11 protein-coding genes and 1 pseudogene are annotated in these 14,309 nt (G+C 73.8%); 8 read left to right on the top strand and 4 right to left on the bottom strand.

Going from position 1 to position 14,309, the window contains the following annotated elements; all coding sequences use genetic code 11:
* Positions 1–258: 258 nt before the first annotated feature.
* The 8 genes from ACFQ11_RS13130 to ACFQ11_RS13165 all read left to right on the top strand — a co-directional run bounded on the left by ACFQ11_RS13130 (position 259) and on the right by ACFQ11_RS13165 (position 8,757).
* Entirely contained in the window at positions 259–888 is a 630-nt protein-coding gene (locus ACFQ11_RS13130; protein WP_378298558.1) for a 50S ribosomal protein L25/general stress protein Ctc, read from the top strand.
* Positions 889–1,004: 116 nt separating this feature from the next.
* Positions 1,005–1,616: an aminoacyl-tRNA hydrolase gene (gene pth, locus ACFQ11_RS13135; RefSeq protein WP_378298559.1), complete on the top strand. Its 612-nt coding sequence runs from the start codon at positions 1,005–1,007 to the stop codon at positions 1,614–1,616.
* Between the two features lie 139 nt (positions 1,617–1,755).
* Entirely contained in the window at positions 1,756–3,231 is a 1,476-nt protein-coding gene (locus tag ACFQ11_RS13140) for a sugar transferase (RefSeq protein WP_378298560.1), read from the top strand.
* An 80-nt stretch (positions 3,232–3,311) separates the two neighbouring features.
* Entirely contained in the window at positions 3,312–4,325 is a 1,014-nt protein-coding gene (locus ACFQ11_RS13145) for an inositol monophosphatase family protein (RefSeq protein WP_378298561.1), read from the top strand.
* Between the two features lie 95 nt (positions 4,326–4,420).
* Positions 4,421–5,338, top strand: a complete 918-nt coding sequence (gene cysD, locus ACFQ11_RS13150) for a sulfate adenylyltransferase subunit CysD (RefSeq protein ID WP_378298562.1) — start codon at positions 4,421–4,423, stop codon at positions 5,336–5,338.
* 62 nt (positions 5,339–5,400) lie between these two features.
* The gene (locus tag ACFQ11_RS13155; RefSeq protein WP_378298569.1) at positions 5,401–6,666 is read left to right on the top strand and encodes a sulfate adenylyltransferase subunit 1; all 1,266 of its coding nucleotides are present in this window, start codon (positions 5,401–5,403) and stop codon (positions 6,664–6,666) included.
* Between the two features lie 114 nt (positions 6,667–6,780).
* Entirely contained in the window at positions 6,781–7,671 is an 891-nt protein-coding gene (locus ACFQ11_RS13160; RefSeq protein ID WP_378298563.1) for a glycosyltransferase family 2 protein, read from the top strand.
* 132 nt (positions 7,672–7,803) lie between these two features.
* Positions 7,804–8,757 carry a sulfotransferase gene (locus ACFQ11_RS13165; RefSeq protein WP_378298564.1) on the top strand — a complete coding sequence of 318 codons (954 nt, stop codon included), beginning with the start codon at positions 7,804–7,806 and terminating at the stop codon, positions 8,755–8,757.
* Positions 8,758–9,568: 811 nt separating this feature from the next.
* Here ACFQ11_RS13165 and ACFQ11_RS13170 read toward each other — a convergent pair.
* The 4 genes and pseudogenes from ACFQ11_RS13170 to ACFQ11_RS13185 all read right to left on the bottom strand — a co-directional run.
* Positions 9,569–10,675, bottom strand: coding sequence for a glycosyl hydrolase (locus ACFQ11_RS13170; RefSeq protein ID WP_378298565.1), 1,107 nt, complete (start codon positions 10,673–10,675; stop codon positions 9,569–9,571).
* A gap of 61 nt (positions 10,676–10,736) precedes the next feature.
* Complete coding sequence (locus ACFQ11_RS13175; RefSeq protein ID WP_378298566.1) at positions 10,737–12,053, bottom strand: RCC1-like domain-containing protein; 1,317 nt, start codon at positions 12,051–12,053, stop codon at positions 10,737–10,739.
* Positions 12,050–13,741 (bottom strand): lipopolysaccharide biosynthesis protein, encoded by a 1,692-nt coding sequence (locus tag ACFQ11_RS13180; protein ID WP_378298567.1) that lies wholly within the window; start codon positions 13,739–13,741, stop codon positions 12,050–12,052. Before ACFQ11_RS13180 ends, ACFQ11_RS13175 begins: the two co-directional genes overlap by 4 nt.
* 6 nt (positions 13,742–13,747) lie before the next feature.
* A pseudogene (locus ACFQ11_RS13185) lies at positions 13,748–14,309 on the bottom strand (hypothetical protein); the annotation flags it as partial.

The raw sequence follows: 14,309 nt of genomic DNA on the forward strand, positions 1-14,309 counted from the left end.
GCGGGCCGGGCACGGGCGTTCGGGGCGCCCGTGTGTCCACCGGGTGGATCGCGCGTTACGGGGATCGGCTAGACTTGCTGAATCCCGCGTATGCCCTTGGGTCGTTCAGTGCGGTGCCGGTTCGGTCCCGTGCTCCCCGGGGGGAACGCAAAGAATCTTCGAGGCGCCTGACGCATCGAGCATCGCCTGATTCGCTTTGTCCGTAGCGGACGTCCGATGGCGGACGGCCGTGGATCGCAACAACAAGGAGTTTTCGCCGTGTCCGAGGTACGCATTGCCGCCGAGCCGCGCACCGAGTTCGGTAAGGGTGCCGCGCGGCGCACCCGCCGGGCCGGCAAGGTGCCCGCCGTCCTCTACGGTCACGGCACCGACCCGACGCACATCTCGCTGCCGGGCCATGAGCTGATGATGGCGCTGAAGACGCCGAACGCGCTGCTGGCCATCGAGGGTCTCGACGGCGGGAAGCGGCTGGCGCTGCCGAAGGACGTCCAGCGGGACCCGATCAAGGGGTTCCTGGAGCACGTCGACCTGCTGATCGTGAAGCGCGGCGAGAAGGTCGTCGTGGACCTGCCGGTGAACGTCGTCGGCGACGTGGTCGCGGGCGGCGTGGTGTCGCAGTCGGTGGTGGAGATCCAGGTCGAGACCGAGGCGACGCACATTCCGGAGTCGGTGGAGCTGGACGTCACCGGGCTGGAGATCGACACGCAGGTGCTGGCGAGGGACCTGAAGCTGCCGTCGGGCACGACGCTCGCGGCGGACGAGGAGATCCTGATCGTGCAGATCACCGACGCGACGGTGTCGGCGGGCGCGACGGAGGAGACCGAGGCGGCGCCGGCCGAGGGCGAGGGGCCCGCCACGGACGTCAACACCCCCGAGGCGAGCGAGTGACGTTTCCCCGGGTGCCGGTGGCGCCCGGGTGACCGGTTGCGGCCGTGTGGCCGTGCCGCGACGTGTGACGGCCTCCGCCGGTGTGCGCACCGGCGGGGGCCGTCGTCCGTTGGAGGATGTGCGGTGAGGGGGTTCGGGTGAGCGCGGACATGTGGCTGGTGGTGGGCCTGGGGAATCCGGGGCCGAAGTACGAGGGCAATCGGCACAACGCGGGGTTCATGGTGCTGGATGTTCTGGCGGGCCGGGTCGGGGGGGCGTTCAAGGCGCACCGGTCGAAGCTGTTCGGGTCGCGGTCGGACGTGCTGGAGGGGCGGCTGGCGGGGGAGCGGGTGGTGCTGGCGAAGCCGCGGTCGTTCATGAACGAGTCGGGTGGTCCGGTGCGGGGGTTGCGGGACTTCTACAAGGTGCCGGTGGAGCGGGTGGTGGTCGTCCATGACGAGCTGGACATCCCGTTCGGGGCGGTGCGGTTGAAGAAGGGCGGGGGCGACAACGGTCACAACGGGTTGCGGTCGGTGACGCGGTCGCTGGGGGACCGGGAGTATCTGCGGGTGCGGTTCGGTGTGGGGCGCCCGCCCGGGCGGATGGACGCGGCGTCGTTCGTCCTGAGGGACTTCTCGGCGGCGGAGCGGCGCGATCTGGGCGTCGAGGTGGAGCGGGCGGCGGACGCGGTGGAGGCGTTGCTCGGGGACGGCTTGGCGGCGGCGCAGAACGCTTATCATTCGGGTTGATCTCGGGCGCCGGGCAAACGCGGGGTATGGGGTTCTTCCTGGGAGTTTCAAGAATCAGGTGAACCTGGGGGGTCCTTCAGGCGTCCCTGTGGGGGATCGAACTTTTCGGGGCGCGCGTTACAAGGGTTGGTGAGGAAGTATGGCCGTCGTTGACAAGGTTCCGGCCGAGTCATCGATCCGCCAAGAGAAGCGGTACTCGCAGACCCAGGAGTGGAGCGCGCGGTACCGGAGGATCGCGGGGTTCCTGGATTTCCTCAGCATGCTGGCGGCGGGGGTGATCGCGTTCCTGCTGCGGTTCCCGGGGGTGCCGACGGACTGGCACACGCCGTACATGGTGCTGACGGTGGCGTTGCCGCTGGTGTGGGTGCCGGTGCTGATGCTGTGCCGGGCGTACCAGCCGCGGTACATCGGGGTGGGGTACGAGGAGTTCCACCGGGTGCTGCGGGCGGGGTTCATCTTCACCGCGGGCATCGCGATCATCGCGTACGCGTCGAAGACGGACGTGGCGCGGGGTTACGTGGTGATGGCGATGCCGCTGGGGACGTTCCTGGCGGTGGTGGCGCGGTACCGGCTGCGGAAGTGGCTGCATCGGAAGCGGTGGCACGGGCAGTACATGCGGCGTGTGGTGGCGGTCGGGCACCGCACGTCGGTGGAGGACCTGATCCGGTTGCTGCGGGAGAAGCGGTACCACGGGATGGACATCGCGGCGGTGTGCCTGCCGCCGGCGCTGGTGTCCGGGGACGACGCGGTGGCCGAGGTGGAGGGCGTCCCGGTGCTGGGCGACTTCGGGCAGACGGCGGCGGTCGCGGATCGGGTCGGCGCGGATTCGGTGGCGGTGCTGGCGTGCCCGGAGCTGGACGGGACGGCGCTGCGGCGGCTCGCGTGGCAGATCGAGCGGAACGATGTGGAGCTGGTGGTGGCGCCGGCGCTGATGGACGTGGCGGGGCCGCGGATCTCGATCCGTCCGGTGTCGGGGCTGCCGTTGCTGCATGTGGAGCATCCGGAGCTGGACGGCGGCCGGAAGGTGCTGAAGGGGCTGTTCGACCGGGCGGCGGCGTTCGCCGGGCTGCTGGTGCTGAGCCCGCTGCTGCTGGTGGTCGCGGTGCTGATCAGGGCGACGAGCGCGGGGCCGGTGATGTTCCGGCAGACGCGGGTGGGGCGCGGCGGCCGGGAGTTCACGGTGCTGAAGTTCCGGACGATGGTGCAGGACGCGGAGGCGCGGAAGGCGGAGCTGCTGGCCAGCAACGAGGGCGACGGGGTGCTGTTCAAGATGCGGGCGGATCCGCGGATCACCTCGGTCGGGCGGTGGCTGCGCCGTTACTCGCTGGACGAGCTCCCGCAGTTGATCAACGTGTTGCGGGGCGACATGTCGCTGGTGGGGCCGCGTCCGCCGCTGCCGGACGAGGTGGCGCAGTACGGCGGGGACGTGTACCGGCGGCTGGTGGTGAAGCCCGGTTTGACGGGGCTGTGGCAGGTGAGCGGGCGTTCGGATCTGACGTGGGAGGAGTCGGTCCGGTTGGATCTGCGGTACGTGGACAACTGGACCCTGGCGCTGGACCTGCAGATCATCTGGAAGACCTGGTCGGCGGTGTTCCGGGGGTCGGGCGCGTACTAGCCGCCCCGAGGGGCGGGCGGGCCGGGCGGCCGTGAGATTGTAGACCGGGCAGACCAGTCGAGTCGGGAATGTGGTCGAGGATGACGGATCAGACGGTGGCGGACGATCACGCGCTGGCGGCGGAGCTGGCCGCGGCGGCGGGGCGGCTGCTGCTGGGCGTGCGGGACGAGCTGGGGTTCGCCGACGCGCGGGCGCTGAAGGACACGGGCGATCTGCGGTCGCACGAGTACCTGATGGGGGCGCTGGCGGAACGCTGTCCCGGTGACGCGATCCTGTCCGAGGAGGGCCGTTCCTCGGTGGCGGGCAAGCGGGCGGCGGGGGCGGACGCGGCGCCGACGGCGAACACCGCCGACGCGCGGCGGCTGTCGGCGGACCGGGTGTGGATCGTCGACCCGCTGGACGGCACCCGGGAGTTCTCCGAGGAGGGCCGGCGGGACTGGGCGGTGCACGTGGCGCTGTGGGTGCGGGACGGTTCCCCGGCGGGGCGGCTCGCGGCGGGCGCGGTGGCGCTGCCGGCGCAGGGCGTGACGCTGCGGACGGACGCGACGGGCGGTGCGTCGCTGGTCCGGGAGGAGCCGAGCGGGCCGGACGCCGTGACGGGCGGCGCGGGGTCGGGCGGTGCGGGGTCGGGCGGTGCGGGGTCGGGCGGTGCGGGTTCGGTCGTGGCGGGTTCGGTCGTGGACCGGCGGGGCCTGCCGCGGGAGGGGCCGCTGCACGTTCCGGCGCCGGACGCGGGGAAGCTGCGGATCGCGGTGTCGCGGACGCGGCCGCCGGAGTTCGTCCGCCGGCTGGCGGACGCGATCGAGCCGGACGTGGAGCTGGTGCCGATCGGTTCCGCGGGCGCGAAGATCTCCGCGGTGCTGCTCGGCGAGGTCGACGCGTACGTGCACGCGGGCGGCCAGTACGAGTGGGATTCGGCGGCTCCGGCGGCGGTGGCGCTCGCCGCGGGCGCGCACGCGTCCCGCGTCGACGGGGCGGCGCTCGCGTACAACCGTGAGGACCCCAGGTTGCCGGATATCCTGGTGTGTCATCCCGTGTCGGCGTCGACGCTGCTGACCGGCATCCGGGACGTGAGCGACGCGCTGCCGACGTGATCCCGCCTCGCGGCCGTCGTTCGAGCCGGTGGACGGGTGCGCCCGTCGCGTGCCACCGGTAGTACCTGCCAGTTCGTGGAGAGAAGCCCCAGATCATGCAGCGTGGCGATTATCTGCTGTCCCAGTTGGACGTCCTAGAGTCGGAGTCGATTCACATCTTCCGGGAGGTGGCGGCCGAGTTCGAGAAGCCGGTGCTGCTGTTCTCGGGCGGCAAGGACAGCATCGTGATGCTGCGCCTGGCCGAGAAGGCGTTCTGGCCGGCGCCGATCCCGTTCCCGGTGATGCACGTCGACACCGGGCACAACTTCCCGGAGGTCATCGAGTTCCGTGACCGGCGGGTCGCCGAGACGGGCGTCCGGCTGGTGGTGGCGTCGGTGCAGGAGTCGATCGACAAGGGCCGGGTCGTGGAGGAGAAGGGGCGCCGCGCGTCCCGGAACCGGCTGCAGACGGTGACGCTGCTGGACGCGATCGAGGAGCACGGGTTCGACGCGGCGTTCGGCGGTGCCCGCCGGGACGAGGAGAAGGCCCGCGCCAAGGAGCGGGTGGTGTCGTTCCGGGACGAGTTCGGCCAGTGGGATCCGAAGAACCAGCGTCCGGAGCTGTGGAACCTGTTCAACACGCGGATCACGCGCGGCGAGCACGTCCGGGTGTTCCCCCTGTCGAACTGGACGGAGCTCGACATCTGGGACTACGTGCGCCGTGAGGGGCTGGAGCTCCCGTCGATCTACTTCGCGCACACCCGGCGGGTGTTCGAGCGGGACGGGCTGCTGCTGGACGCGCAGACCGGGTTCGCGAACCGGGGGGACGACGAGCCGGAGTTCGAGGCGACGGTCCGGTACCGGACGGTCGGGGACGCGTCGTGCACGGGCGCGGTGAAGTCGGCGGCGGAGTCGCTCGACGCGGTGATCGAGGAGATCGCGGCGACGCGGATCACCGAGCGGGGGCAGACCCGCGCGGACGACCGGACGAGCGAGGCGGCCATGGAAGACCGCAAGAAGGAGGGCTACTTCTAATGGCGACCGCGTCATCTGAGCACCCGCTGTCCCCGGAGCAGGCGCAGGCCGCCGGGAAGCCGATGGACATCCTGCGGTTCGCCACGGCGGGGAGCGTCGACGACGGCAAGTCGACGCTGATCGGCCGGCTGCTGTTCGACTCCAAGTCGATCTTCGAGGACCAGCTGGAGTCCGTCGAGAAGACCAGCGCGGACCGCGGCGAGGAGTACACGAACCTGGCGCTGCTGACCGACGGCCTGCGGGCCGAGCGGGAGCAGGGCATCACGATCGACGTGGCGTACCGGTACTTCGCGACGCCGCGCCGCAAGTTCATCATCGCCGACACCCCCGGGCACATCCAGTACACCCGGAACATGGTGACGGGCGCGTCCACGTCCGATCTGGCGATCATCCTGGTGGACGCCCGCAAGGGGATCCTGGAGCAGTCGCGGCGGCACGCGTTCCTCGCGACGCTGCTGCAGGTGCCGCACCTGGTGGTGGCGGTCAACAAGATGGACCTGGTCGACTACGACCAGGCGACCTACCAGCGGATCGTGGACGAGTTCACCGCGTTCGCGTCCAAGCTGGACGTCACCGACCTGACGTTCGTGCCGATCTCGGCCCTGCACGGCGACAACGTCGTGGAGCGCAGCGTCAACATGCCCTGGTACGAGGGGTCGTCGCTGCTGCACACCCTGGAGCACGTCCACATCGCGTCGGACCGCAACCTGATCGACGTGCGGTTCCCGGTGCAGTACGTGATCCGCCCGCACGCCTCCACCGACCCGGAGCTGCACGACTACCGGGGTTACGCGGGGCAGGTCGCGGGCGGCGTCCTGAAGCCGGGCGACGAGGTGGTGCACCTGCCGTCCGGGCTGACGACGACGATCACGCACATCGACGGGCCGCGCGGGCCGGTCGAGGAGGCGTACGCGCCGATGTCGGTGACGCTGCGGCTGGCCGACGACATCGACATCTCCCGCGGCGACATGATCGCCCGGCCGAACAACCGGCCGGAGGTCGCGCAGGACATCGAGGCGATGGTCTGCTGGATGACCCCGGACCGCACCCTCACGCCCCGGTCCAGGCTGGTCGTCAAGCACACCACCCGCACCGCGAAGGCGATGGTCAAGGAGCTGCACTACCGGCTGGACGTCAACACGCTGCACCGCGACGACCGGGCCGACGGGCTCGCGCTGAACGAGATCGGCCGGATCAGCATGCGGGTGACGCAGCCGCTGTTCGTGGACGACTACGCCCGCAACCGGCTCACCGGCGGGTTCATCCTCGTCGACGAGGCCACCAACAACACCGTCGGCGCCGGCATGATCATCGGCACCGGCCGCTAGGACCCCTCGCGGGCGGCGGGGCGCGGGACCGGACGGCCGTCCGGTCCCGCGCCCCGCCGCCGATCCCCCCAACAACTCGAGCAAGGCAGGTCGTCGATGCCCCCATCCGTCGGAGTGGTGCTTCCCACGCACAACCGGCCGGAGCTGCTGCGCCGCGCGCTGGAGTCGGTGCTCGCGCAGGACTACGACGGGGAGCTGCGCGCCGTCGTCGTGTTCGACCGCGCCGAGCCGGACCAGAGCCTCGCCGGCGACCGCGTCGAGGTCATCGCGAACACGCGGGAACCGGGCCTGGCGGGCGCCCGCAACAGCGGCATCCTGCACCTGGACACCGACCTGGTCGCGTTCTGCGACGACGACGACCAGTGGCTCCCCGGCAAGCTCGCCGCGCAGGTCGCGGCGCTGGAGGCGGCGCTGAAGGACGAGCCGGGCACGGTGCTGTGCAGCTCCGGCATCCTCGTCGACTTCGACGGCCGGGAACTGCCGCGGCTCGCCGGGACCGACCGCGTCACCTACGACGCGCTCATCAAGGACCGGATGATGAGCGTGCACTCGTCCACGTACGTGGCGCGCCGCGCGCCGCTCGTCGAGATCGGCATGGTGGACGAGTCGATCCCCGGCAGCCAGGGCGAGGACTGGGACCTCGCGCTGCGCGCCGCGCGCCGCGCGCCGGTCGTGAACGTCGACGTCCCGTACGTCCGGGTGCTGTGGGGGCTGACGTCGTACTACGCGCAGGCGTGGGAGACGAAGGTGGCGGCGCTGGAGTGGTTCCTGGAGCGGTACCCGGAGATCGGCGAGGTGCCGGGCGCGGCGGCGCGGGTGTACGGGCAGCTCGCGTTCGGGTGCGCGACCGTCGGGCGCCGTAAGGACGCGCTGCGCTGGTCGGCGCGCGCGCTGAAGGCGAACCCCGCGGAGCGGCGGGTCCCGTTCGCGCTCGCCGTCGCGTCCGGCGCGGTGTCGGGCAAGCGGGTGCTGCTGGCGCTGCACGCGCGCGGGCGGGGCATCTGACCGGTCCCGGGCAACGGGACCTGTGCGATTCGCGCCCGGCACGTCCGGGCGAACTGTACGGTGATGGCACGTCGCAGGCATATCGGCGCCGCCGTGGTCCTGTGACACGGCAGGCTTTTCGGGTGAGGTGGCATGGCAGTGGACGCCCCCGTGCGGGTGCTGTTCATCGGGGCTCTCGGGCGCAGCGGGACCACGCTGATCGAGCGTCTCCTCGGTGAGCTTCCGGGCACCGCGTCGCTCGGCGAGGTCGTGCACCTGTGGGAGCGCGGCGTCGGCGCGGCCGAGAAGTGCGGCTGCGGCGTCCCGTTCCCGGAATGCCCGTTCTGGGGGAAGGTCGGCGAGCTGGCGTTCGGCGGCTGGGACGCCTTCGACCTCGCGGAGTTCCGCGCGGTGAAGGACCCGGTCGACCGCACCCGCCACATCCCGGCGCTGGCGCGGGGCGAGGTGCCGGACGACCTGCGCGAGCCCCTCGCCGCGTACGTCCGCTACTACGAGCGGCTGTACGACGCCGTCCGGCAGGTGAGCGGCGCGCGGCTGCTCATCGACTCCAGCAAGCACGCGTCGCTCGCGTTCTGCCTGCGCTCCGCGGCCGCCGAGGGACGTCTCGACCTGCGGGTCGCGCACGTCCTGCGGGACAGCCGGGGCGTGGCGCAGTCGTGGTCGAAGGAGATCCGCCGCCCGGAGGCGACCGAGGCGAGCCCCGAGCAGTACATGGCGCGCTGGTCGCCGCACAAGGTCGCGATGCACTGGAACGCCGCGAACGGGGCGTTCGCGCTGCTGGGGCGCCGCGGCGTCCCGGTGCGGACGGTGCGGTACGAGGAGTTCCTCGCCGACCCGCGCGGGACGCTGCGGGGCATCGCCGAGTTCGCCGGGCTGCCGGTGACGGACGGCGACCTCGCCTTCCTCGAGGACGACCACGCGACGCTGTCGGCGAACCACACCGCGTCCGGCAACCCGATGCGGTTCACGACGGGACGGGTCGAGCTGCGCCGCGACGACGCGTGGCGCGAGAAGATGCCGCCGGCGCGGCGCCGTGCCGTCACCGCCCTGACCCTGCCGCTGCTGCGGCACTACGGATATGTCTGACCGATCCCCTTCCCCTCCCCCAACCCCCCGAGCCGCTGCGAGGAGCCGTCCCGTGCGCGTACGACCGCCCGCAGGCCGCCGCCTGTCCCTCGTCCTGCCCGCGGCCGCCGCCGCGGCGCTGCTGGCGCCGCCCGCGGCCGCCCACGCCGACACCGACATGACCCTCGTGGTCGACTCGGTCGCGGAGGCCGGCTACTACGTCGACTCCGGCGCCAAGTACTTCCAGTCGGACGGCGCGCTGGACCTGCTGCGCGACAACAAGGCGCTGCACTCCCCGGTGTTCGTCGCCGTGCTGCCGCAGGGCGAGTCGCCCGACACCGTCCTGAACGGCCTCGTGCAGGGCGTGGGCCGCAAGGGCACCTACGCGGTGATCAGCGGTCAGGAGCTGCGGATCAAGTCGACCGCGCTGCCGCAGTCGCAGGTGAAGACGGCCTACGACAAGGCGGTCGCGGCCAACGGGTCCCGTCCGGACAAGGCGCTGATCAGCTTCGTGAAGCTGCTCCCGGAGGCGGAGGGCCTGCCGCCCCGGAACACGACGGACAAGCCCGCGGAGAAGCCCGCGCAGCCGCCGCTCGCCGAGACGAAGGTGGGCGAGGACAAGGCGCAGGCCAGCGAGCACGCCGAGGCCGTCCAGAAGCGGGCGGCGCAGGAGGCGGCGAAGGACGACGGCGGCTTCCCGCTGCTGCCCGTCGCGGGCGGCGGTGCGGTGCTGGTGCTGCTCGCGGGCGGCGGGTTCCTGCTGTGGAAGCGCCGCGGCGCCGCGCAGGCCGCCCCGGCCGCCGGGGCCGCCGGAGCCGGACGCCCCGGCGGTTCAGCCGCCCCGGGGACCGGTCCCGGTGGGCCCGGAGCCCCCGGGACCCCCGGCGGGCCCGGAGCCCCCGGTGCGGGCCCGGCGGCGGGACCGCAGCAGCAGCCACCCGGCGGCCCCCAGGGCGGCCAGCACCCCGGCGCCTCCGGCGGCGGCCAGCACCGGCCCTAGCGCGTCCCCGCGGGCGTCCTCCTCCCGGCAGTTCGGCGGGCAGGGGACGCCCGCGGCGAACACCGGCGCGGCGGCCATCTTCCGCCAGGCGCGCAGCGACGACTCGGAGCTGCGGTAGTCCCACGCGCACGTCGGGCCCTCGGGCCGCCCGTGCCGGGCGTCCCAGTGCAGCAGCGCCGTGTAGCGGCGGTACTGCGGCCGCTGGAGCAGCGCGGTCGCGTCGGTGAGCCACCGCGCCTTGCGGCCCGGATCGGACGGGTCCTCGACCGTGCCGGTCTCCAGGATCATCAGCTGCTCGTGCGGGTGCTTCTCGCCGAACCGGCGGTGCCGCTCGATCAGCTCGCCGAGGGAACGCCAGCCCTCGTCGCGTCCCCGGCACGTGAACCAGTTGTAGGCGTCCACGCCGATCGCGTCGACGTGGTCGTCGCCGGGGTAGTAGCGGGACGCGTCGCGGCCGAACGCGGCGTCCGTCATCGTCCACACGTACCGGACGTTGCGCGCGCCCTCCTCCCGGAACGTCGACACGACCCGCCGCCACGCGTCGGTGTACTCGCGCGGACGCCCCATGCCCGAGGACGCGCTGTTCTCCGGCTCGTGGTTGAAGGTGAACCACACCGTGCCCGGGAGTTCCTTCAGCGCGCGCGCCTGCCGCCGGATCTCGCCGTCGATGGCGCCACCGGGGGGCGCCGAGGCGATGTCGGCCCACCGCAGCTTCGTGCCGTCCGGGCGGCGCGCCTTCACCGAGATGAAGAAGACGTGCGACCGGGCGTTCGACCGGACGAAGCCGTCCACGACGGGTTCTCCCCACCGGCGGAACACGCGGACGGCGCCGAGCGGGCGCCCGGTCTCCCGTTCCCGCTCGGCGAGGTCGGCGTCGCCGTGCGCGGTGACGCCCAGCAGCATCGGCGGGCGCCCGGCGGCGCGAGGGTCGCGGCGCACAGTGCGGCGCAGGCCAGCGACGCCCGGAGGCGGCGGCGCGGCGCCGGCCGCGGCGGACGCGTCACGGGGTGTCCCGCGGCTGCATCAGGATCAGCAGGTGGTGGCCGCCCGCGGCGGCGGACAGGAACGCCCCCGCGCGGGCGCCCTGCGCGAGGATGATCGGCCCCGGCCGGGAGCGCGGCAGCCGGCTGCCCGCGCCGAGCTGCCCCTTGCCGGCGGCGCCCCAGGTCAGCGCGCTGCCGCCGGCGAGCAGCGCCACCCCGAACCCGTTGCCCGCCTCGACGCCGGTGACGCCGCGCAGCTTCGGCGTGTGGGAGCCCCGCACCGGGACGGGGCGGGCGGACGGCCGCGTGCCGCCGGTCCCGAGCTGCCCGTTGCCGTTCGAGCCCCACGCCACCATCGTCCCGTCCTTCAGCAGCGCGTAGTTGTGCTTGCCGCCCGCGGCGACCGCGGTGACGCCCCGCAACGGCGCGCCGCCGGACACGCCGACGACCGGGCCGGGCGTCCAGCGCCCCCGGGTGGTGCCGTCGCCGAGCTGGCCGCGGTCGTTCTTCCCCCACGACAGGACGCGCCCGTCCTTCAGCCGGGCGATGGCGTGCTTGTTCCCGGCGGCGAGCTCGGCCACCCCGGTGAGCTCCCCGTGCCCGTCCGTGCCGGTGACGGGCGCGGGCAGGGCGCGGGCCGTCACTCCCTCGGTGCCGAGGATCCCGGCGAGGTTGCCGCCCCACGACAGGACGCGCCCGTCCGCCATCGTGACGAGCACCGCCTGGTCGCCCGTCGCGATCGACGTGACGCCGGTGAGCGGCCCCCCGCCGCCCGGGGCGCGCACCGTCGTCGGGCGGGCAGGGGAATCGGTGGTGCCGATGCCCCGCTGGCCGCTGCCGCCCGCGCCCCACGTCACGACCCGTCCGTCCGACAGCAGCGCCACCGACAGGTTCCCGGCGGCCGCGATGCGGGTGACGCCGCGCAGCTCGCCCGTGGCGCCGTCCGGGGCGTGCACGGGGGCGGGCAGGGAACGCGGTTTGCTCGTGCCGTCGCCGAGCTGCCCGTTGCTGTTGTTGCCCCACGCGAGGACGCGTCCGTCGGCCAGCAGCGCCAGCGAGTGCCGCTCCCCGGCGGCGAGCGCTTGCACGCCGGTCAGCGTGCCCCGGCCGGTCGGGGCGCGGACGGGCCCGAGCGCGACGTCGAACCCGTCGGCCTTGCGGCCGAGCTGCCCGAAGCTGTCGAGGCCGACGCTCCAGACCTCCCCGGCCGTCGCGGCGGGCGCGGTGGGGCGGGGGTCCTCGGCGGTGGCGTCCATGCCGCCGCAGGCCGCGGTCAGGGCGAGGCAGAGCGCACCGGCCGCGGCGCGCGCCGCGGCCGTCCGGAGGGACCTCACGGACGCCGGTCGGGGATCGTGCGGTCCGGCCGCATGCCGTCGGGGCATGTGCCGTCGGGGATCGTGCGGTCCGGCGGGAGCGTTCGTTCATCCATGGGCGGGACGGTCCGTTCTGCGGGAGTCGACGCGGCGGCGGGGCTCCGCCCGGCGCCGCGGCGCCGCAGCAGGGCCTTGAACGCGGTGAGCGACAGCCGTTCCCGGCCCGTCCAGAGCAGCACCGCGTATCCGGCGGTCCCCAGGGCGACGCCCAGCGCCAGCGCCGGGAGCGACGTGCCCAGAGCCGCCTGGACGCACACCGGGAGCATACCGAAGCAGATGACGGCATATGTGATAGATCGCCACAATCCGGCACCGGTGGGGGAGATGCCCAGAATGCGGCGGATCTGGAGGAGCGGCAGCACGTTCCGCGTGGCGAGCGCCGCGGCCCGCGCCGCCGCCGCGCCCGGCACCCCGAACAGCGGGATCAGCACCACGTTCAGCACGATGTTCACCACGAGCGCCGCCGCGTTGTTGCCCAGGCTGAGCCCGCTGCGCCCCGCCATCAGCAGGACGACGTCCGCCGGGCCCACCGCCGTCGCCAGCAGCATCGTCAGCGCCAGCACGATCGTGGTGCTCTGCCCCTCCGCCGCGTACTCGGGGCTGAACACCATGAGGAACACGTGCGCCCCCGCGGCGAGCGTCAGGTACAGCGGCCACGTGACGGCGACGGTCCAGGTCGTCCCGACCGCCATGACCCGCTGGGCGCCCGCGACGTCCTTCATCGCCATGTGCCGGCTCACGGCGGGCTGCATCACCTGCTGCAGCGACTGCGCGGCGAGCTGCCCGAACACGATGAACCGGGTCGCGGCCGTGTAGATCGCGGCGTCCCGGGGGGAGGCGAGCGCGGCGATCAGCACGATGTCCGAGCGCTGCAGCGCGGTCTGGCAGATCTGCGCCAGCGAGCGCGGACCGGTGAACCGCCAGAACGGCCCCGCGAGGTCGCGGACCGGCGCGGGAGTCCCGCCGCCCCCCGCGCGCCGCGCCAGCGCCCGGTACTGGACGGCCGCGATGAGCACGCCCGGCACGTAGGGCAGGCTCCACGCCAGCGCCAGGACGGCCGCGTCCCCGTCCACCGCGTAGGCGACCAGTACCCCGCCGACCTGCGCCACCTGCCGGAAGATCTTGTCGACCAGCACGGTGGGCCGCATCGAGCCGTGCCCGCGCGTCGCGGCCAGCAGCGCGTCCTGCGCCGCCGCCGCCGGGAGGAACAGGCCGAGGACGCGCAGCATCGACGTCGTCTCGCCCGGCGCGTCGCCGTGCACCAGCGCCGCGAACCACGGCGCCGTGACCACCATGCCCAGCCCGGCGAGGCACGCGGCCGACACGACCGGGACGAGCGCGATCGGCACCGTCCGGCGCGCGTTCGCGCGCTCGCCGAGCGCCAGGTGGTGCGGCAGCCAGCGCAGCAGGCCCGCGTCGCTGCCCAGCCCCGACACCGCGTTCAGGATCAGGAACAGCGACGTCGCCGCGAAGAACGCGCCCGCCAGCGACTCGTCGTAGGTCCGCACGACCGCGACGATCAGCACGAACCCCATGAGCCCGGCGCACATCGCGCCCGCGAGGTTCAGCGCGCCGCCGCGCGCGAGCTTGCCGAGGTCGGCGTTCGCGCCCCCCGGCGGACCGGGGGCGCCGGATGTCGCGGTCGTCATCTGCCCTCAGAGGTGGAAATCGTCCCGGGTCCGGTTGGTCGGGCTGTCCTCGTCGGCACCGCCGGCGACCGACTTGTCCTGCGGGTCCGGGGCGTCGCGGCCCGCGAGCCGGTCGGAGCCGAAGTGCTGCGACGCGCCGCGCGACCCGTGCCGCCCGGTGCCGCGCCCCGAGGCCGGGCGCCGGTCGGCGGGCTTGTCCGAGCGCCGGCGCCCGGACGTCCCGTTCGCCGGGGCACCGGACGGGGGAGGCGACTTCGCCAGCCCGCTCTGGACGGGCGTGCCCTGCGGCGGGCCGCTCTGGGACGGGCCGCTCTGGGACGGGCCGGACGGCGCGGGCCCGGCCTGCGGCGCACCGCCCTGCGGGCCCTTCGGCGGCGGGCTCTTGGGCGGGCCGCTCTTGCCGGGGCCGGACGGCAGCGACGGCAGCTGCACCGTCGTGTTGGTGTCGGACTCGTCGACCGGCGGGCGGGCGCCGCCGCGCGGCGGCCCGGGACGCCGCCCGCCGCGCGCCCGTCCGTCCCCCCGTCCGTCGCCGCGCCCGTCGCCCGCGTCGCCGCCCGGCTTGCCC

Origin of the sequence: Actinomadura sediminis (genome assembly GCF_042675525.1) — a bacterium.
Classification (GTDB): Bacteria; Actinomycetota; Actinomycetes; order Streptosporangiales; family Streptosporangiaceae; genus Spirillospora; species Spirillospora sediminis.

Coding starts and splice junctions, on each gene's coding strand:
- pth (WP_378298559.1), top strand. CDS start 1,005: ATGTGCGGTGAGGGGGTTCGGGTGAGCGCGGACATGTGGCTGGTGGTG.
- ACFQ11_RS13140 (WP_378298560.1), top strand. CDS start 1,756: ATGGCCGTCGTTGACAAGGTTCCGGCCGAGTCATCGATCCGCCAAGAG.
- ACFQ11_RS13145 (WP_378298561.1), top strand. CDS start 3,312: ATGACGGATCAGACGGTGGCGGACGATCACGCGCTGGCGGCGGAGCTG.
- cysD (WP_378298562.1), top strand. CDS start 4,421: ATGCAGCGTGGCGATTATCTGCTGTCCCAGTTGGACGTCCTAGAGTCG.
- ACFQ11_RS13155 (WP_378298569.1), top strand. CDS start 5,401: ATGGACATCCTGCGGTTCGCCACGGCGGGGAGCGTCGACGACGGCAAG.
- ACFQ11_RS13165 (WP_378298564.1), top strand. CDS start 7,804: ATGGCAGTGGACGCCCCCGTGCGGGTGCTGTTCATCGGGGCTCTCGGG.
- ACFQ11_RS13180 (WP_378298567.1), bottom strand. CDS start 13,741: ATGACGACCGCGACATCCGGCGCCCCCGGTCCGCCGGGGGGCGCGAAC.